This window comes from Photobacterium sp. AWH4_225 (assembly GCF_056158405.1).
In genome coordinates this window covers 2,534,312-2,556,150 of record NZ_JBSWTF010000004.1, presented here as the reverse complement: position 1 = coordinate 2,556,150, position 21,839 = coordinate 2,534,312, and the positions used below count along the sequence as shown (strand labels likewise).

At 42.8% G+C, this 21,839-nt stretch carries 28 protein-coding genes; 10 read left to right on the top strand and 18 right to left on the bottom strand.

Annotation, left to right across the window (positions count from 1 at the left end; all coding sequences use genetic code 11):
- The 4 genes from ACXAD4_RS28770 to ACXAD4_RS28755 form a co-directional block, all read left to right on the top strand.
- On the top strand, positions 1-1,297 hold a 1,297-nt coding region (locus ACXAD4_RS28770), incomplete at its 5' end, for a beta propeller repeat protein (protein ID WP_475245572.1).
- Positions 1,298-1,801, top strand: coding sequence for a virion protein (locus ACXAD4_RS28765; RefSeq protein ID WP_475245570.1), 504 nt, complete (start codon positions 1,298-1,300; stop codon positions 1,799-1,801).
- Between the two features lie 94 nt (positions 1,802-1,895).
- A complete protein-coding gene (locus ACXAD4_RS28760; RefSeq protein ID WP_475245568.1) occupies positions 1,896-2,093 on the top strand; it encodes a hypothetical protein in 198 nt (65 codons plus the stop codon).
- Between the two features lie 255 nt (positions 2,094-2,348).
- Positions 2,349-3,155, top strand: coding sequence for an HNH endonuclease (locus ACXAD4_RS28755; protein WP_475245567.1), 807 nt, complete (start codon positions 2,349-2,351; stop codon positions 3,153-3,155).
- Positions 3,156-3,199: 44 nt separating this feature from the next.
- Here the strand turns inward: ACXAD4_RS28755 and ACXAD4_RS28750 are convergent, their stop codons facing one another.
- Complete coding sequence (locus tag ACXAD4_RS28750; protein ID WP_475245565.1) at positions 3,200-3,682, bottom strand: phage protein; 483 nt, start codon at positions 3,680-3,682, stop codon at positions 3,200-3,202.
- A 399-nt stretch (positions 3,683-4,081) separates the two neighbouring features.
- On the opposite strand from ACXAD4_RS28750, the gene ACXAD4_RS28745 reads away from it, so the two are divergent.
- Positions 4,082-4,453 carry a DUF3653 domain-containing protein gene (locus ACXAD4_RS28745; RefSeq protein WP_475245564.1) on the top strand — a complete coding sequence of 124 codons (372 nt, stop codon included), beginning with the start codon at positions 4,082-4,084 and terminating at the stop codon, positions 4,451-4,453.
- 686 nt (positions 4,454-5,139) lie between these two features.
- On the opposite strand, the gene ACXAD4_RS28740 is transcribed toward ACXAD4_RS28745, so the two are convergent.
- The 11 genes from ACXAD4_RS28740 to ACXAD4_RS28690 all read right to left on the bottom strand — a co-directional run bounded on the left by ACXAD4_RS28740 (position 5,140) and on the right by ACXAD4_RS28690 (position 14,308).
- Positions 5,140-5,631 carry a hypothetical protein gene (locus ACXAD4_RS28740; RefSeq protein WP_475245562.1) on the bottom strand — a complete coding sequence of 164 codons (492 nt, stop codon included), beginning with the start codon at positions 5,629-5,631 and terminating at the stop codon, positions 5,140-5,142.
- A gap of 106 nt (positions 5,632-5,737) precedes the next feature.
- A complete protein-coding gene (locus ACXAD4_RS28735; protein WP_332158414.1) occupies positions 5,738-6,457 on the bottom strand; it encodes an HNH endonuclease in 720 nt (239 codons plus the stop codon).
- Positions 6,458-6,615: 158 nt separating this feature from the next.
- Complete coding sequence (locus ACXAD4_RS28730; RefSeq protein WP_475245561.1) at positions 6,616-7,101, bottom strand: hypothetical protein; 486 nt, start codon at positions 7,099-7,101, stop codon at positions 6,616-6,618.
- 576 nt (positions 7,102-7,677) lie between these two features.
- Positions 7,678-8,043 (bottom strand): hypothetical protein, encoded by a 366-nt coding sequence (locus tag ACXAD4_RS28725; protein WP_475245560.1) that lies wholly within the window; start codon positions 8,041-8,043, stop codon positions 7,678-7,680.
- Positions 8,044-8,179: 136 nt separating this feature from the next.
- Positions 8,180-9,610 (bottom strand): zonular occludens toxin domain-containing protein, encoded by a 1,431-nt coding sequence (locus tag ACXAD4_RS28720; protein WP_475245559.1) that lies wholly within the window; start codon positions 9,608-9,610, stop codon positions 8,180-8,182.
- 2 nt (positions 9,611-9,612) lie between these two features.
- Complete coding sequence (locus ACXAD4_RS28715) at positions 9,613-10,014, bottom strand: DUF2523 family protein (protein WP_475245558.1); 402 nt, start codon at positions 10,012-10,014, stop codon at positions 9,613-9,615.
- Positions 10,014-11,231 carry a M26 family metallopeptidase gene (locus tag ACXAD4_RS28710; RefSeq protein ID WP_475245556.1) on the bottom strand — a complete coding sequence of 406 codons (1,218 nt, stop codon included), beginning with the start codon at positions 11,229-11,231 and terminating at the stop codon, positions 10,014-10,016. The genes ACXAD4_RS28715 and ACXAD4_RS28710 overlap by 1 nt, the downstream gene beginning before the upstream one ends.
- Positions 11,232-12,103: 872 nt before the next feature.
- Positions 12,104-12,304 carry a hypothetical protein gene (locus ACXAD4_RS28705; RefSeq protein ID WP_317521544.1) on the bottom strand — a complete coding sequence of 67 codons (201 nt, stop codon included), beginning with the start codon at positions 12,302-12,304 and terminating at the stop codon, positions 12,104-12,106.
- 214 nt (positions 12,305-12,518) lie between these two features.
- Positions 12,519-12,821 carry a hypothetical protein gene (locus ACXAD4_RS28700; RefSeq protein WP_317521542.1) on the bottom strand — a complete coding sequence of 101 codons (303 nt, stop codon included), beginning with the start codon at positions 12,819-12,821 and terminating at the stop codon, positions 12,519-12,521.
- 22 nt (positions 12,822-12,843) lie between these two features.
- Positions 12,844-14,115, bottom strand: coding sequence for a replication initiation factor domain-containing protein (locus tag ACXAD4_RS28695; protein WP_475245555.1), 1,272 nt, complete (start codon positions 14,113-14,115; stop codon positions 12,844-12,846).
- Entirely contained in the window at positions 14,099-14,308 is a 210-nt protein-coding gene (locus tag ACXAD4_RS28690; RefSeq protein ID WP_039461206.1) for a hypothetical protein, read from the bottom strand. The genes ACXAD4_RS28695 and ACXAD4_RS28690 overlap by 17 nt, the downstream gene beginning before the upstream one ends.
- A gap of 115 nt (positions 14,309-14,423) precedes the next feature.
- On the opposite strand from ACXAD4_RS28690, the gene ACXAD4_RS28685 reads away from it, so the two are divergent.
- Positions 14,424-14,780, top strand: a complete 357-nt coding sequence (locus ACXAD4_RS28685) for a DUF3693 domain-containing protein (RefSeq protein WP_475245553.1) — start codon at positions 14,424-14,426, stop codon at positions 14,778-14,780.
- 277 nt (positions 14,781-15,057) lie between these two features.
- Here the strand turns inward: ACXAD4_RS28685 and yciH are convergent, their stop codons facing one another.
- Positions 15,058-15,381 (bottom strand): stress response translation initiation inhibitor YciH, encoded by a 324-nt coding sequence (gene yciH / locus ACXAD4_RS28680; protein WP_475245703.1) that lies wholly within the window; start codon positions 15,379-15,381, stop codon positions 15,058-15,060.
- Positions 15,382-15,498: 117 nt separating this feature from the next.
- On the opposite strand from yciH, the gene ACXAD4_RS28675 reads away from it, so the two are divergent.
- Positions 15,499-16,104, top strand: a complete 606-nt coding sequence (locus ACXAD4_RS28675; protein ID WP_475245552.1) for an HAD family hydrolase — start codon at positions 15,499-15,501, stop codon at positions 16,102-16,104.
- Positions 16,105-16,194: 90 nt separating this feature from the next.
- Positions 16,195-16,710, top strand: coding sequence for an ATP-dependent zinc protease family protein (locus ACXAD4_RS28670; protein ID WP_475245550.1), 516 nt, complete (start codon positions 16,195-16,197; stop codon positions 16,708-16,710).
- A 48-nt stretch (positions 16,711-16,758) separates the two neighbouring features.
- Here ACXAD4_RS28670 and ACXAD4_RS28665 read toward each other — a convergent pair whose 3' ends face one another.
- Entirely contained in the window at positions 16,759-17,223 is a 465-nt protein-coding gene (locus tag ACXAD4_RS28665; RefSeq protein WP_475245548.1) for a DUF3319 domain-containing protein, read from the bottom strand.
- A gap of 94 nt (positions 17,224-17,317) precedes the next feature.
- Between ACXAD4_RS28665 and ACXAD4_RS28660 the strand changes: the two genes are divergently transcribed.
- The gene (locus ACXAD4_RS28660; protein WP_475245547.1) at positions 17,318-18,289 is read left to right on the top strand and encodes a tyrosine-type recombinase/integrase; all 972 of its coding nucleotides are present in this window, start codon (positions 17,318-17,320) and stop codon (positions 18,287-18,289) included.
- Between the two features lie 76 nt (positions 18,290-18,365).
- Here ACXAD4_RS28660 and ACXAD4_RS28655 read toward each other — a convergent pair whose 3' ends face one another.
- From ACXAD4_RS28655 to ACXAD4_RS28640, 4 genes are all read right to left on the bottom strand, one after another.
- A complete protein-coding gene (locus tag ACXAD4_RS28655) occupies positions 18,366-19,004 on the bottom strand; it encodes a putative adenosine monophosphate-protein transferase Fic (RefSeq protein ID WP_475245546.1) in 639 nt (212 codons plus the stop codon).
- Entirely contained in the window at positions 18,994-19,212 is a 219-nt protein-coding gene (locus tag ACXAD4_RS28650; protein ID WP_475245544.1) for a YhfG family protein, read from the bottom strand. The genes ACXAD4_RS28655 and ACXAD4_RS28650 overlap by 11 nt, the downstream gene beginning before the upstream one ends.
- A 61-nt stretch (positions 19,213-19,273) precedes the next feature.
- Complete coding sequence (locus ACXAD4_RS28645; protein WP_475245543.1) at positions 19,274-20,266, bottom strand: D-alanine--D-alanine ligase; 993 nt, start codon at positions 20,264-20,266, stop codon at positions 19,274-19,276.
- A gap of 264 nt (positions 20,267-20,530) precedes the next feature.
- Positions 20,531-21,058, bottom strand: a complete 528-nt coding sequence (locus tag ACXAD4_RS28640; RefSeq protein ID WP_475245542.1) for an SPOR domain-containing protein — start codon at positions 21,056-21,058, stop codon at positions 20,531-20,533.
- 157 nt (positions 21,059-21,215) lie between these two features.
- Here ACXAD4_RS28640 and ACXAD4_RS28635 point away from each other — a divergent pair, with 157 nt between their 5' ends.
- Positions 21,216-21,725 carry a DUF2301 domain-containing membrane protein gene (locus ACXAD4_RS28635; protein ID WP_475245541.1) on the top strand — a complete coding sequence of 170 codons (510 nt, stop codon included), beginning with the start codon at positions 21,216-21,218 and terminating at the stop codon, positions 21,723-21,725.
- The last annotated feature ends 114 nt before the right edge of the window (positions 21,726-21,839 follow it).

Below are 21,839 nucleotides of genomic sequence, written 5' to 3'. Positions count from 1 at the left end.
AATTGAATTTCTGGCCGACGAAGTTGAATCATTGAAAGGGGTTAAGATCCCTTTAGTTGAACAACTGCCGCCCGCGACAGAAGAGAATGCAGGGACAGTCCTTGGGCTCACTGAAAGCGCAGAAATGAAACCTGACTTCAGGGTTGAATATGTTTTACAGAGTGAAAACATTGTCGTGGCGTCATCGGTGAACACTGATGAAATTGCGGTATCAGAAAACCACGGCCAGTCATTCGTTTACAAGCCTCTACCCACACCGCATGTCGCGCCCATCAACTACAACGGTCAGGGTAAGTTGATCCGGATGGGCGTTCACCCAAGTTCAAACGGGATACCGTTGTTGGTGTATGCCACTAAGTCTAAAGGCAAGGCGATTTATATCACCAAGGATCTTGGCGATACATGGGAGAACCTGACAGAAAAGCTCGCTAAGGTGGATGCGGTTAGCCCAGCAGGGGCAACGTTCAATGCACTTTCAGCCGATGGCGATACCGATTACCAATTTAGTGTGTCGGTAGATGGTGATTTGATTGCCGTGGTAACTCGTAGCTTATTTGGCTATGGTGGCATTGCCTTTTCAACCGATGGCGGTAAGTCCTTCAAAGGCCATCGAGGCTCTAATCCTGAAAACCCAGAATCAGAATCGGTGCTCACTTGGAAACTCAGTATCTATGATGTGTACGACCTCTGCGTCTGTGATAACGGTGTAGAGAAGTTTGGATTTTTGAATGCGCCACTTGGCTATAAGCTAACGTTCGGTAGCAGTATCTCTTTCCAATATGTAGATATCAGTATGAAGATGCATGGCTATTTTGGAATGGGCGTAGACCCGGTTCGGGATGACATTTACCTCTTTAATAGGCATAGCCCCAAAAGCTATCTGCGTTATTCAAAGGCAAGTAATTCATTCTCTGAACATACTATCCCGACAGTCTCTTATCCCAGTGGTTATCACTCGCATTGGACTTTCGGCCACGCAGCAAAAGATGGCGGGGGGCAAATCAGTATCTACGATGGAAAGATGGTGATTGGCCGCCAAACAGCTTCTGACAATATCGGTGTCTACTTGTTTGATGCTACAAACCAAACTGCTAAACACCTGCATGATGTGGCAATCAATTATCCATCTCGCCATTATCTCGAATTTACAGGCCAAGCCTCAATTGCTGGCGAGCATCTTTTGTTTATTCAGAACAGCCAGCTTTATAAGGCATCCGATGGTCAAACTATGAATGGCCCCAATCCGAAAAGCCTCAATGTGGTGATGAGTTTTAATGGGCAATGGAGCCGGTTATAAATGCGCTGGTTCATTACCATATCCGCAATTATTACTTTCTGGGCACTCAAACGTGCCCAACCTAAAGACTCAACACCAATAAACACAGGGATGAACGAAGACATGACTACAGGAATGCCACGGGGTATCCGCAACAACAACCCGCTGAATATCGAATACAGCAAGCACAACAACTGGCGCGGCCAAGTGTCCAGTGATGGCCGATTTGTCATTTTCGAAGATGATAAATGGGGCTTCCGCGCGGCGGCCCGTATCCTGCGCAGCTACCAAAAACGCGGGGTAACAACCATCAACGACATTATCCACACGTTCGCACCAAGCCATGAAAATGACAGCGATCATTACGCCAACATGGTTGCCGCTTGGACTGGCTATGACAAGTACCAGGTTCTTGATGCCAGCAACGATAACACGGCGGCAGTTCTGATTCAGGCCATGGCTCGGATGGAAGTCGGCCGCCAGTACCCAATCAATGACGTGATGGAAGGAGTTGCACTGGCATGACGACCAAGAAAGCCGCTACCTCGGTAGCACTTAGCGTGACTGGTGTGATCATCGGTGCTTATGCGCTCAAATTTCTACGTAAAAAAGGATGGTTATGATTGATTTGAAACAGTCCAGTACCAAGACTGGCTTGATGTTACTTGGCAGTGCTACCGTTGGTTTGCTAACAGGCAATAGTGATTTGCTCACTGTGACAGTTGGTGAATCCGGTGCGCAATTAGGCGGTACAATCCCGGTCATTGCCGCGATGTTTATCGGCTTGTTTGACACGGTTCGCAAGGAAAAAGGTTAGGGGGCTTGTGTGGGAGAGCTGCTTAAACTGTTTACTGAGATTGGTGTTAATCCGCCCACGCTTATCATCTGTTATCTGCTATTCCGATCAGTTAAGGCACATGAATCGGTGCTTACTGAGTTAAAGCGAATGTTAGCTCAGCATGAAAAAAGGATAATGAAATTAGAATGGGACAGGAAGAATGATAAGCCGCTGATTTAACGCTTCTAGAAAACCTGGTATTGTTCTATTTCCACGTACAATCAGGGGCTTATGATGCCAAATCAGCAATACACGGTCATCGCTGAAAATGATGAATCCAAATGGAGTGATCAAACAGGTGTTCTTTACCATTTTCCAAAACGATACCTTAAATTTCTAGAGCCCGGTTGCAAGGTTATCTACTACAAAGGAAAGATGAAGAACAAGCTGTATGCTTCAGTTCGTTTAACCAAAGAACCACACTATTTTGGTTTTGCTGAAATTGATCAGGTATATAAAGATCCAGACAGTGAGAAGAATGATTACTTTGCAACAATCAAGGATTACCAGCCTTTCACTAAACCTGTTTTAGCAGCCACAGGTCACAAGGTATACCTTGAGATCATTCCAAGCAATAAAGCCTCAAACTACTGGCGTGATGGTGTTCGTCCTGTAGATAAAGATTTGTACAGCCGCATTAAAGAGCTAGCTGGAAGTAATGTAAAGTTGCCAGTAACTCAAGATAATGATGACAAGCTTGATGATCGTGAACATCAATTAGAATCAGCCGTTGAAGGCAATAAAACTCAGAAATTTGTTACTACCTATGAGCGAGATGCCGGGCTAAGAAAACAAGCAATCGCCATTCATGGCACAACTTGCATCGCATGTGGCTTTAACTTTGAAGCCACGTATGGTGAGTATGCCAAAGGCTACATTCACATTCATCATGTCGAACCGATATCAGAGTTTGGTGGTGAAAAGAAAGTTGATCCACAAACTGATTTAGTACCTTTGTGTGCAAATTGCCACTCAGTTGTCCATCGTCGTAAAGACAAAACACTGGGTATCGAAGACTTAAAAGCTTTACTCAATCGCTAAACATATAGCCCGCTACTGCGGGCTTTGTTATGCCAGAACAAAGGCTAGGGAGCTGATGCGCTGCGCCGGGCATTGAGTTTTTCCCTAGCTTTGCGGCAGGCTTTCTTCTTGTCCTTGGGGACGGTTTCCTGTTGGGGCTGTTTGATGCGACGGCCGCCACGGAACGGCAATGGCGTCACGATATTGGAGCGCACCGGGACATAGTCCAATTCATACATCCGACACAATGCATGATAGCGATCATAACGGAGTGCCCAAGAGTCCAGTTCTTTGGGGCTGAATCGGCGGCCTTCAGGTGTGATGATGATGCAGCGGTGTTCATCAATCCGAAAACCTTGCCAGCGGGTATCATCGGGCAGATAGCCACGGGCTTTAATGATCAAGAGCTTTTCGGCCATGGGGTTAACGTCAACTTTACCCGTGAGCCAACGCTTGACGGTAATGGGACGGACGTGAAACCACGCGGAAGCCTCAGCGATGTTGTCGAAGTGACGCCAGAACAGCTTGACGAAGGATTCATGTAGCATGATGTACCTCGCAAAATTTATCGTTTATAAAAGTTATTTCCGATTAATCAAACGCAGGTTGATAGAGCACGCCGATAATACCTAGCCAACAACGGCAACCGGGCGAAACCCAGCGTTTGTGGGCACAGGACGGTACCGAAAGTTGAGCGGGATAAAAAGCAGGTGGTTTTGATTTAATTAACTGTTTCCAAAGCATTTTGAGACTCCTTAAAGTGAAGTTTCTAAGCTGACACAAATGTCCTAAATCAAATGTTAAAAAAGCATCACTTAGTACGTATTATGGGAGCGTTATGTTAAATATAGGAAGTGTCATTCTTGTTAATTAACTCGAAACATCAATGTGTTAGAGAGGTTACTATTCTATCAGTTGCGTAACAATGGATTGAATAAATAAGCGCTATGGCTAGTAAGTTGACCGAAAACTACATTTTCCGAAAGTTTGTATGTGGACTGAGTAAAGAAAGGGTAGCTGAACTATGTTTCAAATCTGTGAGAACCGTCACACGCTGGGATTCAGGTCATAGGATACCACCAGAGTGTAGACGCCTAATGAAGCTTTATTCATGTAGAGATCTTGCAGCGATAAATGACGACTGGAGAGGGTGGCAAATCAAGCATGGAGAGTTGGTAACGCCAAACGGATGGACGTTAACGCCCGATAGAATAGTTACGGGTAGTGCGCTTTTACAAATTAGCGCTGAGAACGATAGAGAGATGAAGACCACCATCATCAAAACAGCGAGGATGCTTAATCGACTACCTTCAAGATAATAGTTTACCAAGAACCTAGCAAAGCCCCGATTAAGGGGCTTGTTCATTTGGAAGCCTAGAGACCGTACCGTGCTGTAGGGCATGACGACCCCTTAAACTTTCACCCCGTATTACTAGACGGGGTAGGTCCGATGCCTTCGAAGAACCGCAACCGCATACCACCTTAATCACCAAAACCAACGCATAGTAAAAATGCCACGCGTTGAGAATCCCTCTTAAATTGTTTGTTATACAAATCATCCACTAGTGCACTATGCCTAAATGGCGTTCAGCACAGCCGTGGCAATAAGTTTCTGAATGCATTGTACCAACAGGAAAGTGCTCATGACACTTGTTACAAAAACCAACATATTTTGTGTTTGATAATAGACTCTCTATCTCTTCGTACAACTCTTTGAGAACAATATCAGACTCCAGAGTCTTAGCCGTTATCCACTTATCTCTTGGTTCATGAGGTCCATGCCATTCAACTGTACATACCTGCAAAACTAGCTTTCGATTGCCTCGTTTTATACGAATAAAATCTTTGTAACTTTGGCTCATTATTACTCCATTTGTATAACGCCGCGTTAAGTAGTGAGCAACGCCACCACGAAACCTAACCATACCACCTTAAACACAAAACCCAACGATGGAATGAAGAATGCCAAGCGTTGGGAATCTGTCTTAAACGCTTTGTTATAAAGCTATTTGTTGATGTTATATTTAGGACTTATAGCCTCAATTAAAAAAGCTTCTATTAGATTTATTGATATATCCCAGTAGTCTGAATGTAATACCCTTAGCCTATAGTTTGACAAGTACAATCGCCATTCATCCTGATCATTGAATGAAATACCATCAACAGTCTGGATATTTTTACTGATTGTCCCACCATTATTTCCATTTTCAGTTTTATTAAATAATCTCAATTCCTGAAGAATTCTACTGTTTAATTTTGTGGATTGTTTTCTGCCACCTTGCCCAACATACACCAATTCTCCAGACGGTGACTCTAGTATATATATACCAGTCGAATTCAAAGATAAACCTAAAGAAAGATCACCACTTTTAGGGATACCATCTTCTTCTAGCATTACTTGTGACAGTTCAATAGCGCTAAAACGATTACCGTACTTGAATAGCACTTCTTCTAATGCCAAATTACACGCCTGATTTAATTTTCTCGTAATTTCCACGAAAGTCCCCTTGCTTTATAACGCCGCATTAAGGTGTGAGCGACGCTTGGCTATACTTGAGCGAAGCGAAAACGCCAAGCGTTGCGAATCACTCTTAAATGCTTTGTTATGTATTCTGGTACACGTTTGCTCGATGGTATTCAAGAAACTCTTCATGATCAGGCTTCAATTTAATACCCATTTCCGAATGTATCCCTATCGATTGGCAGTTTTTAAACTTTGGCGAAATCATAATAGCTCCCGCGCAGTCGAAACTAATAAGACCAGAGTCAAACGCTTTATCAAGGTGTGCTACTAGAAGAAAACCATTATAAGGATTTAACCTATTTTCTTCAGAAACACACCACGGAACAATATGACTAGCAACAAGTAACTCTTTGACTTCACAACCTGTTACAGCACAACCACCCCACATATTAAATAATTGCTGCCGAAATATACCCTGACCGATTCGGGACTTAATTAAGCTCTCTTTTTCAGTTGCTGCAATCTTGGGGTTGGACACGATTTCGCTCAAATCTAACTCTAATCTCGATTTTTCTTCAGTACCATTTTTATGAATAAAGTCTATTTGAGCAGCTAAGCTTTGAGCATTTGAGGCGTTGTATTCTTCGCTAGTCACGTAAACAGCATGACCCCGCTCGATGGCTCTATCAAAATCAAACTTCTTCAAAGTTCTCCCCTGAACAAAGTCCCCCTTAGAAAAGGTATGCTCAAACTCTTCATCTCCAACTGTTTTTACAACACGAACAGCATTCGTTAACTCAAAGAAAGTATACTTCGCGCCATTTGGTTCGTTTTTTCTTTGATATTGATGTTTTCTCATAACTTCCTCGAATACATAACGCTGAACATAAGGTGCGCCACGTTGAACCTACCAAGTGCACTAAACTCTATACCAAAACTGCCGAGTGTAACGCGTCACCTTGATGTTTTTGTTATAGCTCGGGGCTCACCACAGTGAATTTACTTAAAATGACAAGCCTAACTACAAACACTATTTTTGAGTAGCTTTGTATAAAATGGATGGATTTTACATGCATGCTCTCTAACACCTGTAGAAAGAGCCAGCATTTCAATAGCTTTCGGCTTGAATACATCTGTTATTAGATTAGATTTCAGTACTTCATTCTCAAACAAATACATACCAAGTTTTCTTTCTACAGTTTCAAATCCAAAGTTACATGAAATATTATAACCTTCATTAATTAATGACAATAAAGCTTCAAATGTTACATCATTATCCATTATGAAGTTGTATGCGTCATTTTTATAGTGGGAACTCCATAACCCACAAGCAACATCATCAAAACCTTTTCTAAAAACCAAAATCTCTTCTTCGGATGATTTTGTAATGACGAAGTTTAGCATATCAGAGAAACCTGAATTATTTGTACCTTCGAAGTAATACAAATATGCTAGAGAACGGCCAAGGGTATGCATTCCATATGAAGTAAAATCAGCAATCATATTTTTCTCTCCTTGAAAATTAATTTATTTATAACAAAAACTGAAAACAAACTAACAACTTGCCCAAAGAGCTATAACATTTTATTTTACGATCTTGTTTCGCATATCCAACCTCGTTGGTAGACATTATATCCATTACGTTAAATAGCCGATTTTTCTATCTAAAACAGAGCGTTCAAGCTTCTAACGTCATAATGTTGTCAATTCTACACCTAAGTGCATACAAAACCATACCTTCATGGCGTGAAAATTAGTTACACAATCAGATAGGTTTCACATTACTGAAAAGTGGTCTGGGTTAGGGGGCATATCAGAAGCGAAAAGGCCAAAAAACTAAGAAAAGCCTCAAGAACTGTCACTTGATTAAAAACAGCATTAACAAAACAAATAGAAGAATCTCGATTCCTCCGAAGAGTAGAAGACCTGTTACTAAATCCATATACAACCACCTTGCAAAGAGTCTGATGCAATCATTACCGTAGGGGCAAAGTTTTGCTACTGGCGGTTGCCAATACTGTTACTGCGGTGTCTCCGACAATCATGTTCATTACTTGCTAAGAGTCATTAGCAACCCATTTAATCGGGCTTAGCAGGAAGGGGGGCTATGTAGGATAATTCATTTATTCGAACCTGATTAATCAGGGAGGCAATATCAGCTTCATCGAACTGGCCTAGCATGCCTTCGGCATAAACCCAACGCGCTTGTGATAGCTTTGATTGCATGTTCTTTTCAATTAAGAGCTGCTTAATTGCTACAAGCTGGTTCCTATAATCAATCTGTTTGGCCTCACTGACTCGGTTATAGTTTGAATCTATGTCTGTCATTATTCCCTGAAGAACAAGGCAAGACAGAGGCTTGAAAGTGTGCCTGTAGAATTCAATAGACTTAGCCGCTTGGACTGGCAAAGCTACACACATCAAAACGATAATCAAAATACGCATAAGTACCTCCAAGGCCACTATGCATATTTTTGCTTTTGATGACATGTAGAGTTTATCTTTTTGCGTAATGATTCCAGAGGCTTAGTGTTTTCTTTCACTATGCTTGCTAAGTTAGGCGAGCCAATTCAAATATTGACTAGATTTTGAATTGGCCGTCATCTATCAAACCACCAAGCGGCGATGGGTCTGGTTCCGTTATCGCATAGCTTTCATCTTGCTGGGTTTCCTGTTGGGTGTTAGTCGGGTTACACATCAGTACTTGTTGCTGTTTGCCATACTCAACCAGCACAAAGCAGGGGTCTATCACTTGGAACTCAAAGCCCATCGGTTTGAGGTGTGTGCTGTGAACATATCCGCGTTGGCCGTTACGGGAGACTTGTTCAAACACTATCGTCGTAATTGCTTTCTTGTAGTCGGTCAGTTCGACATGTACACCCGACACATAAAGCTTGGTAATGTCATACGGCCATTGAGGTAAAGGGTTGTCTACAGGAGGATGGTCGAGAACCTGAGCACTAGCCGCAGCATTATTGAAACGAGCGCGAATATCATTAACCGGAACATCAGCCATTTGATGATCGGCTTCAACTTGCTGGCTAGGTAGCTGATTGGCCTCAGTAGCTGGCGAACCATCAGGAACGGGCGGGTTTGCAGTAGCTTGGTTATCCGATACCACATCATCAGTATTATCACGTGTAGCGATTTCATAGACAGATTTCCCAAAGAAGAATACGCAGACTATTAACGTAAGCAGGAACAGTAGAAATTTGGGCTGGCGCATGATGGAAGTGCCAGCTCCCGATTTTGTTATCTGGCCTGTCACGGTGGATGAATACATCAAGTGGACGGCAACAGGTACTTTGATTGTTTTGGTCGAGTCATCCTTGCTGGGTTTGGTGGCGGCTGAACGTGGGTCATGCTCCCAAAGCCTAGGGCGGCGCTTGAACAGGGCAAAGCTGTCTTTTGACCTGTGGTGTATGGCGAGTTCTGACACGCCTTTAATCTCAGAAGGGATTTGCTTGATATCCGGCGTACAGAGGGTGATATCCCAGTTGTATTTTCGGTGGCGCATGAAAGCCATATTGAAATTTTTGGGTAGCAGTACGTTGCCCTGGTAATCAATCACTGACTCCCCAGTATCATCAAACGGCACAGATTCAGGTTTGAAGTCATTAAGTTGGGCTTGGTAGAAATCAACATAGCCTTTGGGTAGCAACTCGCGAAAGGCACCAATACCTTGGTAGACATTACGCGCCATGTCGAAGCCTACCGTTTTGTTGTAGATATCCTGCGCTTCATCAATCAATATCATGGCACCAACCGGACACCAGTTGTACCAGTTCTGCCACAGCTTAATGCCGTTTTCACTCATTGAGGAAATACGAATGATGCGAGCAGATACGGGAAAGCGCTCCCCAAGTCGTTGCTCTATGGTTTTGATATCTTGCATACCTTCGACGTTGGTAACAACGACACGGCCAGAACGCAAAGCCGGTAGCAAGTCGAACCATACCGCACAGGCACTTTTGTAGGAACCCGCAGCACCATGCCTAATAATCGTTGCCATAATTAAGCCCCCATGAAATCAAGTACGAAGCGGGTAGTCATTGCTTCGATAATCCGCATGATGCCAGCGCCAACACCATAAGCACCAATCGCACCACGAATATCAGGATCTAAGGATGAAAATGCAGTATCAATAAATTGGTAAATGCTAAGGTCAGTTAATAACTCTTGGGCAACAGTAAAAGCGAACTTCATAGTTTCAAGCTGCATTATCAGTTTCAGTTTTATGGCGTATTTTATGTAATAGGCATATATACGCTCGATAAAGTTTGGCGTGTATTTAAAGAAGTCATCAACCCTTGATGCTATATCAATAAAGAACTGAAACATACCAGAGGTAGTTTGTTCATTGGCAAAAACGGGTAGGGTAACAAGACTAATAAGCGCGATTAAAATCCATTTCATCATTTCCTCCTGACAAGAATAATGGCAAATGCCACTAATGACGCGAGAGCAATAACGGCTGTTTTTATTACGTTGGCATTTTCAATCCAAATATCATTGGAAATAGTGAAGGATTTACCCGCCTTGGTTATTGTTTCTGCTATTCGTGGAACACTACCGGATTCATTAATATTGACCTTACCAAGCTCGGATTTGAATTTATCAAGCTGTTCTTTTATATCGTTGCGTAGGCCATCGATATCACTTTCAATAGCATTAATATCTTCATCATCCAGAATGCCCTTGAATGGGTCAGGCCGTTCTGATGGTGCTGTACCATTGAGCGAAGTACAGATTAACAAGTTTGCATTTTCAGGCTTGCTACAATCCGTACCTCCATTTCCTTCATCTGGGTCTAAATCAGAGCCGCCACCACCTGAAGGATTATCTTTGATGGCCTGTACAATATCTCCCGAGCCTTGCCCTATTTGGTCGCCAATACCATCTAGTTGAGCCATTAGTTCAACCATTTTATTATCCAATATGTCATTGCCAGACTGGTTAAGATCACGTATTTGAGCAAGTAAAGCGTTTGATTGACTGGTGTTGTCAGCAATAATTTTGGTGTTCTTTACTGTAGATGCAGTATTGTTTTCGACGCCGTAAGAGGTTTTATTATGATCGTGTACCGCTTGTTTAACACCGTTAATCGCAGCGATTACGCCATCTAATTCAGAGCAACTGCCATCTGTTACCGGGTCACAATCAAGGCATATATCGCCTTGGGATGGATCACAATCAGGGCGAGTGTCACAAAGCCAAGGGGCAGTAGGAGTCGCGCAGTCTTCGTAATCTAAGCAAAGTTCGGGGAACTCTTCACAGAACGGGCTAGCTGCATCATCAGGTTTACCGCTATCCGGCTTGTCACTGCCGTCAGGTAATCCATTATCAACATCACCGCCGTCACCAGTACCACCGCCGTCACCAGTACCACCGCCGTCACCAGTACCACCGCCATCACCAGTACCACCGCCGTCACCAGTATCACCGCCATCACCAGTATCACCGCCATCACCAGTATCACCGCCATCACCAGTATCACCGCCATCACCAGTATCACCGCCGTCACCAGTACCACCATCGTCACAACCTGGGCCCGTACAATCATCGATAGGGGTGTAATCACATTGGAAGTTAGCTGATTGAGTTTCGGCATTACATGATGCCGAAAAGTTCATGTTATGGTTTTCAGGTAGACCAGCTATACATTGTTGCTCTGCATCTTGTCTGTCTTGATTGAATTGCTCAGATTGACAATAGTATTCTTCAGGTTCACATGATGTATTTGGGTGTTCTGGAAATGTTGTTCCTGAAGGACAAGTATTATCAATTGGTATCCCGTAAACTTCATAATAGACCGAACCCGATTCTTTTTTATCATGATTTGGACTCCGACATTCTCTTTGAATAACCGTAATTGAATGATAATTCCTTAAATAGGATTGGTCATTATATCTGTTTCGCAAATCACTCATTTTTGCTCCACAATTACTATACCAATCGACATAACTATTTCCACCTGCTATAAATTCCCATTTTATATCAGATGCAGAAGAACCAAATGATATAACAAGCAATATACTAAATATAAATAACCGCATAGGATTTTCTTTCCTTCTACTTAGTAATATTGATATCGATACAATTCACAAAGAACACCCAGAAACCGTTAATAAAAAGGGCAGCCTAAGCCACCCTCTAATTAATGAGACTGCACCCCAGAAACAAAGCCGTAAATTAAGGCCATGGAGTAGGCAACCCCGAGCAATATTTCTGGGGGCAGACTTCCCATTAACGGTTAAGCCATTTCAGGAACATACCCACACCAAAGCCAATAACAGCCAAACCGACAACAGCAGTAATTACCGCAGTCTGGTTGGCACTGGCTTCAGTACTGGCCGAGGTGATTTCAGAGGTGTAATCGCCAGCCTGAACAGCGACAGAAGTAGCAGCCGTTCCCGCAACAACAGCAAGACGAGAACCGTATTTTTAGCAGTAGATAGGTATTTCATAACAATTTTCCTTTTGTTGATACACAAGCAGTAAGTAATTAGGCTTTACCCAACCAGCGAACTAATCGGCCAGCAGCGTGACCGGAGAAAAAGCTCAGCAGAATAAGGCCCGAGACTTCGATAAATAATTCGTTATCGAAATTCTGATACATGGCTACATCGTCGGGTTGCAAAAGCACATATCCCGCACATTGGGCAATAGGTGTATCTGTTATTTGTCCGTCTGATAAGCAGCGCATGATTATTCTTTAGTGCCGTTTTGAGCTTTGCGCTCAGCTTTCGCGCCTAAGCTCAAAACGGGAGTTAATTATTTAAGGTATGGAAGTATGTATTGGTCATAAATCCATATCGGTAATTCTTTGCCCGCTTGCGCCTGATAGGTGTAGTACCGGACAAACACACATTGGTCTTTGACGGGTAGATAAGAATCAGGCTCAAAATTTGGCATGTTGGCTAGTCCTTAAAATCCACAACGACATTGCGGGTCGGGTTCTGCGGGTCAGGCTCCAAGACCAATTGAAGCTGGGTAGGATAGGAGAGTCCGGCGAACTGGGCGTATAAGTTCTGATTAAAGGCCATCGGGATTTGCTTTTCCTGCATACCGCAGCGTTGAATGTTGTGGTCATCATTCTGGAAAGATTCAGCTGATGCCAAGTACATCACGTTTGCCATTTGGTAAGGCTTGGGTGAACCAGACTTTTTAGAGACGCCGCTGCCTAATACAGCACCCGTTACCATTACGTTTAAAGTTGTCATTGTCTTATTTCCCTGTATGTCATTACGCTAATGAATAAATGTCATGGCTATCCGGTTCGATGAACTTCATACATCGGAGCCGAATGTCTTTTGATTGTTCCGAGTCCTGATAGACAGGCTGATTGAGTCGGTCTGGGATTTCGTGTGATTCAAGGTGGTTAGTCAGCATGTTCACAATCTGCGAATCATCCATATCGAGACATTGGCGCATGAAGTTAACCAGCTTGCCGCATTGGGTCGCACCGTTACGAACCGCGTTATCTACGCTGGTAAACCATTTGCGCTTGTGCGTTGCGATGCTGCATTGTTCTTCTGTGCTGACAAAGCCAAGGGCAGGGTAAGCACCTGCAAGATACTTGTCGGGCTGTAACAAGACATCAAAAGGCAGTACACGGTCTTTTGCTCGGAGTTCTAACTCCCAACGCACCCAGTTCTGATGCTCGGATTTAAGCTGTTTGCCTTTTTCGTAGACACGCAGCAGCTTGCCAGCGTCACGCGTACCGACATAAAACGATTTGCCTTTGTCAGCCACGAACCCAAAACGCTTTTTAATGGATTCCTCTTTGCCCGAGGTTTTCTGATAGCTACAGAGTTGGGACATATGGCCAGACTCGATATAGCAATAAGAAGCAGGACGACCACGGGTAACGAACTGGCCGTGCTCAGCCATTTTGCGCGCAGTCTGAATGTTGTATTTGCCGTCGAGCGAATCAAAGGCGATATCCACACGGGTAATTTTTGCACCTGGCAATTCGTGTAGTGCCTGATGGATTGCGTTTAAGTCCAAGACCGCTGTACCTGTACCTGAGAAGGACACATAGCAACCGTGGTTTTTTGCTCCCCAAGCACATAGGCCAGCTTGTTGGCCGTTGACGAGAATGTTGGCGGAATGCGAGTAACCGGAGAAGCCGCCGGAACGCAGGGAGAAAGACCAGTCATTGCCGAACAAACCAAGACCGTGATTAAGACGGTTGATGAAGCGGTCAACTTCACCACGGCACAGGCAATCCAAGGTGTTCAGGCCGAAGTGATCGAGCATGTCACGTTTGATTTCATGGAATTTGCGTGAGTCAGTACCGATAGCAAATTCAGTATCACGGAGTTTGGCAAGGATAGCGGCCTTGTAATCAATGGCGGCAGTATCTAACGCGTCACGGGTTACGCGGTCACCATATTCATTAAATTCAAATCCACGGATAGCCTTGATGGAAGCGCCCAATTTAGCGAGGTCGAAAATCTGGCTCAGTTCCTCGGGTGTCCACGAGAAGGACAGGTAATCAATAATCGCAGCCATTGTCGAAAACCCCCGAGTCATAAAGTGATTGCCAGTTATCCGCCGTGACCAAATGAAGCTCATAGCCGGCGGGGTAAAATTCTTGTCCGATTTGGTGCAGCTCAGCCAACGAACGGAAGTACTCGGGTTCGCCATCAATGAAGGCAAAGCCAGTTCCGTCGTCGTTGATTTCGTAGTAGAGCTGCGAAGACATATACTTAAAACTACATAATTACCAGATGTGGTAATCCTAATTACCAATAGTGGGAAGCGCAAGATACCAATTTTGGGAATTATCCAGCTAAAATGGTAGAAACGGAGGAATTCTTATGTATGCAAATCAACTGTTAGATGCCTACAAAACATCGAAAAACTACATCCAAGACAAGCAAGTTGCCCACGATTTAGGTGTAGGACCATCAAGGATTTCAGAATTCCGAAGTGGTAAGCGCCAAATGTCTGATACACAGGCAATTTTTCTGGCTGAAAATGCAAATATTGATATTCATGAGGCTTTGATTTATCTAGCGGCTGATAAAGCTAAAGATCATAAGGCACAACAAGCTTGGCAGGACATAACGGCAAAGTTAAGTCGCCAAGGATTTAGGGGCTTAGTCCTTGGTTTGACAGGATTTTTAGCCCTAGTCCCAACCATCAATCAGTGCGCATTATGTATATTATGTTAAATATGGTATCTGTAGATTGTAGCCGCTCTTAGTGCGTACATTGATTTCATTGTTTCTAACCCACTCTTTGCCATCAGTTTAAAATCTTCTTTTCAATTACACTGTCACTTCGTGCTAATTTAACCGTAATGCTGATTTACCATAAAGTAGATAATTTGCAGATAAGCAAAATGCCTTCGCAGAATGCGTTCGTCAGTTAGCTTTCGTGAAAATTATCAAATAAAAAGCCCTAAGCTCTGCTCAGGGCTAAGTTCGTGGTAATACCGGCAAATGAAAATTAGCCGCCAGCCAGTTTTACTGTATGGCCTTTTTTCTCAAGTGCTGCTTTGATTACATCACGCTTATCGCCTTGGATTTCAATGTTGCCATCTTTCACTGAGCCACCACAGCCACACACTTTTTTCAGTTCGGCAGCTAGCAACTTCAATTGTGCATCTTCCAAGTCTAAGCCCGTTACGATGCAAACTCCTTTACCTTTACGGCCTTTTGTCTGGCGTTGAATACGGACAATACCATCACCTTTAGGGCGTTGTGGTGCTGGTTTGTCTTCTTTGATGCGGCCAGTTTCTGTTGAAAATACCAAGCGGCTGTTGTCGTTCATGGGAAAATCTCGTTTAATTTCTTGGATCTGTGAACCAGGTAATATCTTGCGATTTCTCATTTGAATATCACCTGAACCAGAATACTATCAATAATAGGTACTGTAACGGAAACAGTTATGATTAAAAACGTTATTTTTGACTTTGGCGCTGTGCTGTTCGAATGGAACCCTGCAAAAATCGTCTCGACGTTTACAGATTCTCAAGACGAACAAGCCCTATTACTTGAACATGTTCTCAATCATCCAGATTGGCTTTCGCTTGATCGTGGCACCATGTTGATGGCTGAAGCTATACCACGCTGTGCAGCTCGCGTTAATCTTCCTGAATCTAGGATGGAAGATTTCTTCGAACACATCCAGAGTAATCTTCACTTGATTGATGAAACGTACGATTTAGTCAACCAAGTATTAAGTCTTAACTTTTCTGCTTACTTTCTCACAAACATGAGCAGCGCCTTCTTTGAAAAGCTAAATGAGCGCCATGGCCTGTATCAGCTTTTTGATGGCGGCTTGGTCTCGGGCAAAGAGCTTACCATTAAACCCGAAGCTGAGATTTTTGAATTACTGTGCCAAAGATTTGATATTGATCCTCGTGAATCACTCTTCATTGATGATCAACCGAAAAACCTCGATGCCGCTAAAGCATTTGGATTTGAAGTATTTCAGTTTAAATCACCTCCAGAAAGCTGTTCCGGTATTCGTAATTTGCTAAAAATTAACTAGAATTTTTCTTAACATGATGAAATTCATTTAACGTTCATCTGAAAAATGGCATATTGCCCCTTAATTTGTACCTAATAGTCAGGAGTTTTCGTGAAAAGACTTTTTATCCCAGCAATGTTGTTATTCTCTGTTTTGGGTTCCAATCTTGCCTTGGCTGAGTCAAAAAGTGACGATTCGAAATCGATTGTAGGTCAAGTCGAAACAATCAAAGTTTATGATTTAGATATAGATTACCTAGCACGAATTGATACTGGCGCAGCAACAACGTCTATTCATGCCAAAGATATCAAGGTGATTGGTGATGAAAGCGACAGTGATAACATGCGCGATCATCTTGGCCATACCGTTGAGTTCACTTCTATCAATGAAAAAGGTGAAGAAGCTACTTATAAAGGTAAAATCGTCAAAGTCAGCAAGATACGTAACGCGCAAGGCGTAGAAAGACGCTATGCCGTCAAGATGGACCTGGGCTGGAACGGGGAGCATAAGACTGTTGCAGTTAACCTTCGTGACAGGAGCAAACTTGAATACAAACTCCTTATCGGTCGTAACTGGCTCGAAGGTGACTATTTAGTCGACGTTGAGAAACTCGATGAAAACGATTAATTGATTTACTGTGAGCTTATAAAAAAACGCCCTACTCTGGGCGTTTTTTTATTGCTGCTTGTTCTGCTGCAGCTTAGCGATTACCAAGTCTAAGTGCTTTTTTATTGCTAATGGAGAACCTTTTAACAGCTTGCTGCCTAACATGACATACCAGCCATTCGGCTCTCCATTATCATTAATGAGCTTAAAGCCTTTGTAATCCTCGATTTTCTGATCAACCCGGTCAGTTTTATTCCCCGCAAGGAATTTTTCAGGTGGCATGAAGGTTTGCATGTCATACCACCAATCAATACTTTTTTTTACAAGCGTAAGCTTATTGATAATTGTATTTCCATTAATGGTTGTTTTCCAACCATCCGGTGCTCCTGAGGCGTTTTCAATATTGTGGCCTCGATGGAACAGTCTTTTTTTCATTTCTGCCTCGTTCGGTTGAGCCATAATGAGCCTTATGTTTTCATAAGTATTTTTAAATATAAGCATCAAAACTTTGGTTTGTCTGCTGTTAAAGCTCATTAATGTTACATTTGTGCGATTATATATGAAGTTTTGGGATATCTATATTAGAATATGATAAGCAATAAATTATAGTGCACTAGATGGATAAACTATGGCCAAAGAGATTGATCCAATACAAGATGAAGTTGAATGTTTGATGAGTATTAAACGCTTCAATCAGCCATTAGAGTCTGTAGAAGCCATGAGAACATTAACTCAAGATAAATACGCTTCAAATACACTCATATCATTCAAAAATGACTGGAATAATTTCCTGGCCTTTTGTTACGCAGAGCATATCCCAGCACTTCCAGCAAAAGCCGACACCGTTCACCGCTATATAGAGCAGATGGCGAAAGTGAGAAAGTTAGCCAGCCTCAAGCGTTACATTGTCACCATATCACTTGTACATCGCTGCCATAATCTGAGCGACCCTTGTGCTAAATCCGAAATTCGTTTAGCCATGAAGAAGCAGCAGCTCGAAAAGCATGACGACTATCAGAATGCCGCCCCTTTTAGAGATGAACACTTACAACAATTGATTGATAGCTTTGAACTTTCTACAAAGCCTAAAGATATCAGAGATTTGGCTATATGGGCAGTGATGTTTGAAGCGATGCTGAAAAGAAGTGAACTTGCCGCCCTTTCTGTTGAGAATTTATACATTCATAGTTCAGGACTTATTGAATTAGATGTGAATCAAACAACAATTTCACTCAGCAGCATAGCGTCTAAAGCATTACAGCGCTGGTTGGTTATTGGCATGATTGAGAACGGTTATGTCTTCAGACGTATAGACAGGCACAGTAATATCGGCGACAAACCATTAGATCATTCTTCAATCTATCGTGTTTTCCGTCGTGCTAGTGACGAGTTAGGACTAGGTGAAACCTCCCTATTTTCAGGCCAGTCTCCACGCGTTGGTGCGGCCAAAGATCTCTCAGATGCCGGGTTATCTATCATCGAAATCCAAGAACAAGGTCGTTGGAAGAGCCCTGCAATGCCGGCACAATATGTAGGCAATACTGATAGGCACGATAAAGAAGTCAGTAAGTTCATCAAACCTAAGCCTTGGGAAAAATAGGATTTAGTTTGGTGTAGAAGAATGTAATATTAAGAGCACAGCAAATAAATTATAGTGCGCTAGGATTCCATTTTTATTACCTTTTCGGCTCATCGGTCCAATGGTCTTCGTAACCGACACTTAAATCGATTGGAGATGTAATTCTTTCGAACAAGTTCCTCAAAGGCTCCATGTTTCCGAAATACCCTGCCTGGTTCGCATCAACCCACTCGTTTAATCCTATACCTTCCCAACACACCTCATAGCCGGCATTGATAGCCAGTATCTCAAAAAAGATGCGTTGAACCCGGCCATTACCTTCTCGAAACGGGTGAATGACATTGAGTTCGCAATAGTAGAAAGCCAACTTATCAATAAACTCAGCTCGCTCCAGTTGGCACAAATTGTTTTGTGCTGCCAGTTCTTCGAGTAGCTTGTTTGTTTCACGCTCAATATTTTCCCAATGGCAGAAACGCGTCTGACCCTTGGTGATATCAACGCTTCTTGGCACCCCAGCCCATGGATATAAGTCTTGAAACAAAGTTAGGTGAATTTGCTTTAGGTACTCGAATGAAAAGTTATTAAAAACAGGCTCAAAATGGCTGGCACGTACTCGGGTAAAGTCACGCTCAGCCGCCTCAAGTTCATCCTCATCTCTGATATTGAGTAAGTTAATGAGAACGGTACTTTCAGGATAACAATCCGGGTCTCTATCTACCCCATACCTATCTGGCATAATGTCCTTTTAACTGTCTGATCTGTTCAATTTCCGTCAAACCACTTTCTGAGTTGGCAGACTCTTCTTTTTCTAAGTGGATACCTTCTAATCGCAAACTTGCACGATAGTTTTTAGCTTGCAGTTGCTTAAAGCGCCGCTGCTTTTCATCATCCGTTAACATTAAACTTCTTGTTGCCTCATCGTTGTTATAGGTACTGGCGTACATGAAAAAGTATAGCCATTTTGCATTAGGTTGAAAAAAGCCGGGTATGAAACCCGGCTCTTCATCACTTCACATTGTTCTTTATTGCCTGCTCCAAAAAGCCTTTGAATGTATGGCCATGGTGCTCAAGCATTTTAGGGAACATTGAAATTGGCGTCATTCCTGGGAAGGTATTGATCTCATTCAGTAAGATCTCGCCATCTTCACTCAAGAAAAAGTCAATTCGAGATAAATCTTTAAGCTTCATATGAACAAACGCTTTACGTGCATAATTGCGAATGTCATCGATTTGTTCTTCAGTCAGGTTGGAAGCTTCCACTGCAGTCGTAGAATGGCTGTCTGCACTGTATTTCTCTTCATAGGTATAGAACTGATCATCCGGGCAAGATACCTCACCAGGCTTGGTGATGATAAGTTCACCGTTGAACTCATAAGAAGAGATTTCAAGTTCGCGAGGCTTGATGGCTTTCTCAATCAACACTTGCTCTGAATAACCAAATGCAGCGTTAATGGCTTCAAAAAGAGCCGCCTTTTCTGTGACGCGGTAACAGCCTACCGATGATCCTTGACTTGCTGCCTTAACGAACACTTTACCCCACTTATCAAAAGCGTCTTCCGCTTGTTGATGGGCCAGCTCGTTGTTTTCACTCAGGAAAACATAAGGCGTATTAGGGATGCCTAATGCATCGAACCAAAGCTTAGTAGTGATTTTGTTAAAGCAGTTTGTGCTAGCCTCTGCGCCACAGCCTAAATATGGCAGTTTTGCCATATCAAGAAATGATTGAAGATCACCTGTTTCGCCAGGGAAGCCATGGACACATGGGATCACATAATCAACCTTCTGCTGTACTTCACCTTGGTGCAAAGTACGATCAAGGTTTAGGTGACAAAGTTGGTCATCTTCATTGAACCAACCGTCAGACTTCATTTCAATTCGGGTATAGGTAATGTCGTCAATCTGCTTGAGCTGCTGTTCAATGTAATTGGCAGATACTAGAGAGACTTCGTGTTCGGCGCTTCCACCGCCACAGAGTAATAAAACGTGGATTGAGCTCATTATCATCCCTTGTGTAAAATTCTTCCTTAATAGTAATAAAAAAAAGGTGACTATTGCACCTCATATCTATAGTTATGGCGAATTCTTTCGAATATTTGACAAATTCCAGTCCAAAAAGCCAAATCTCGCTCAGCTATCATGATTTTGCTTTACCCAATGAGTAAAACCCACAACCTCAAGAAAAGGTTGTGGGCTTCATTATTACGGATAATCTACGCCGCTTCTACTGCAAACTGATTTAGATTCTGTTTGCATAAGCAACAGTTAGTTCAATCGAGTCAACTTAGGCGTTGGAGAAGCCTTGACTTCATCTAGATCGCGGATGAAAGGTCCATATGTTTTCACATCATTAGGCAGCGCATCCAAGGCTGAACGGGCTTGCTCTCTTGTTTCAAATTGACCATAAAGCAAGGTATACCAAGGCACGCCATTGATTTTCTTCACATTCGTCCAAACTGGTTTGTCTGACGGAAGCTTGTTCATATAGGTTGTGAATCCCTTATTATGACTTAGCGCCAACACCTGAATGGAGTAGCCTGATTTGGACAATTCAAGATTCGAAGAAGCATTCTCTTCCGCGGCCTTTTTGATGACCTCTGTTGCAGTTGCTTGATCAGCACCATCATCAACATCAGATATTGTTGTTTCATCTAGCTTTGCCAGAGTCTCAGACTCCATTTGCTCTTGAACAAAAACTTCTTCTGTTGAGGAAGTGATTATTTCAGTATTCCCTGAATCAGATGCACACCCTGAAATCGCCGTAACTACGGCCAATACGGCTAGTTTTTTCATTATTTCTCTGCCAGACAAAAAAATCTAATCACATTTTGCCGCCTGAAATTCCACCATTCAAGCCTAAGTTTAAGATAGATCAATAACTATCTGCCCTGCATCACAGGAATTACAGGTAATATATTACTGCATTCTTTCTTTTTCATTGGAGCCCATCATGGCCGATCCTCATTTTCAGAGCGAATTAGATAATCTGGATAAATTAACGGTAATCTTATATCGAACTGCTCTGACAGCCGCTGCTGGCATTATGTCCATCCTAGCTTGGGAAATAGATGTGGGCACCACAGCCCTGGTTATTGCCGCAATATTAGCTACAACAACGGTTCACATATACGATAAGCGTTTCCGTTGGCTAATTCTTGGCAGTGCTCTATTTGCAGTCTGCTGGTTATTGGCTGGTCTATGGACACCACTGGCACTTGGCGCTGCACTATTTTCTTTTAGTGCCCTGGCCATTAAAGAGTATTTTTGCTTTCAATTAAAACCACTATTACTCACACCTCTCGCTTTGGCGGGATTCTGGTTCTGTTTGGTTTTCAACCAGTCACAGATCAGTATTGCATTTAGCATGACAGGGGCCATTTTGTTAGCTGTTGCGGCATTTTCTAAATGGCGTATGCCAATGCACTACGATATTGGCGACAAGTCAAAATACCAGATCTAATTTCCCTCATAAATTGAGTCTTGTGGCAAAGGACCTGCCACACCCCATTCCCAATAACCTCGTTAAGTGACAGCTCCTCTTCTAGCTAATTGATTGATATTAGGCATTGATCAC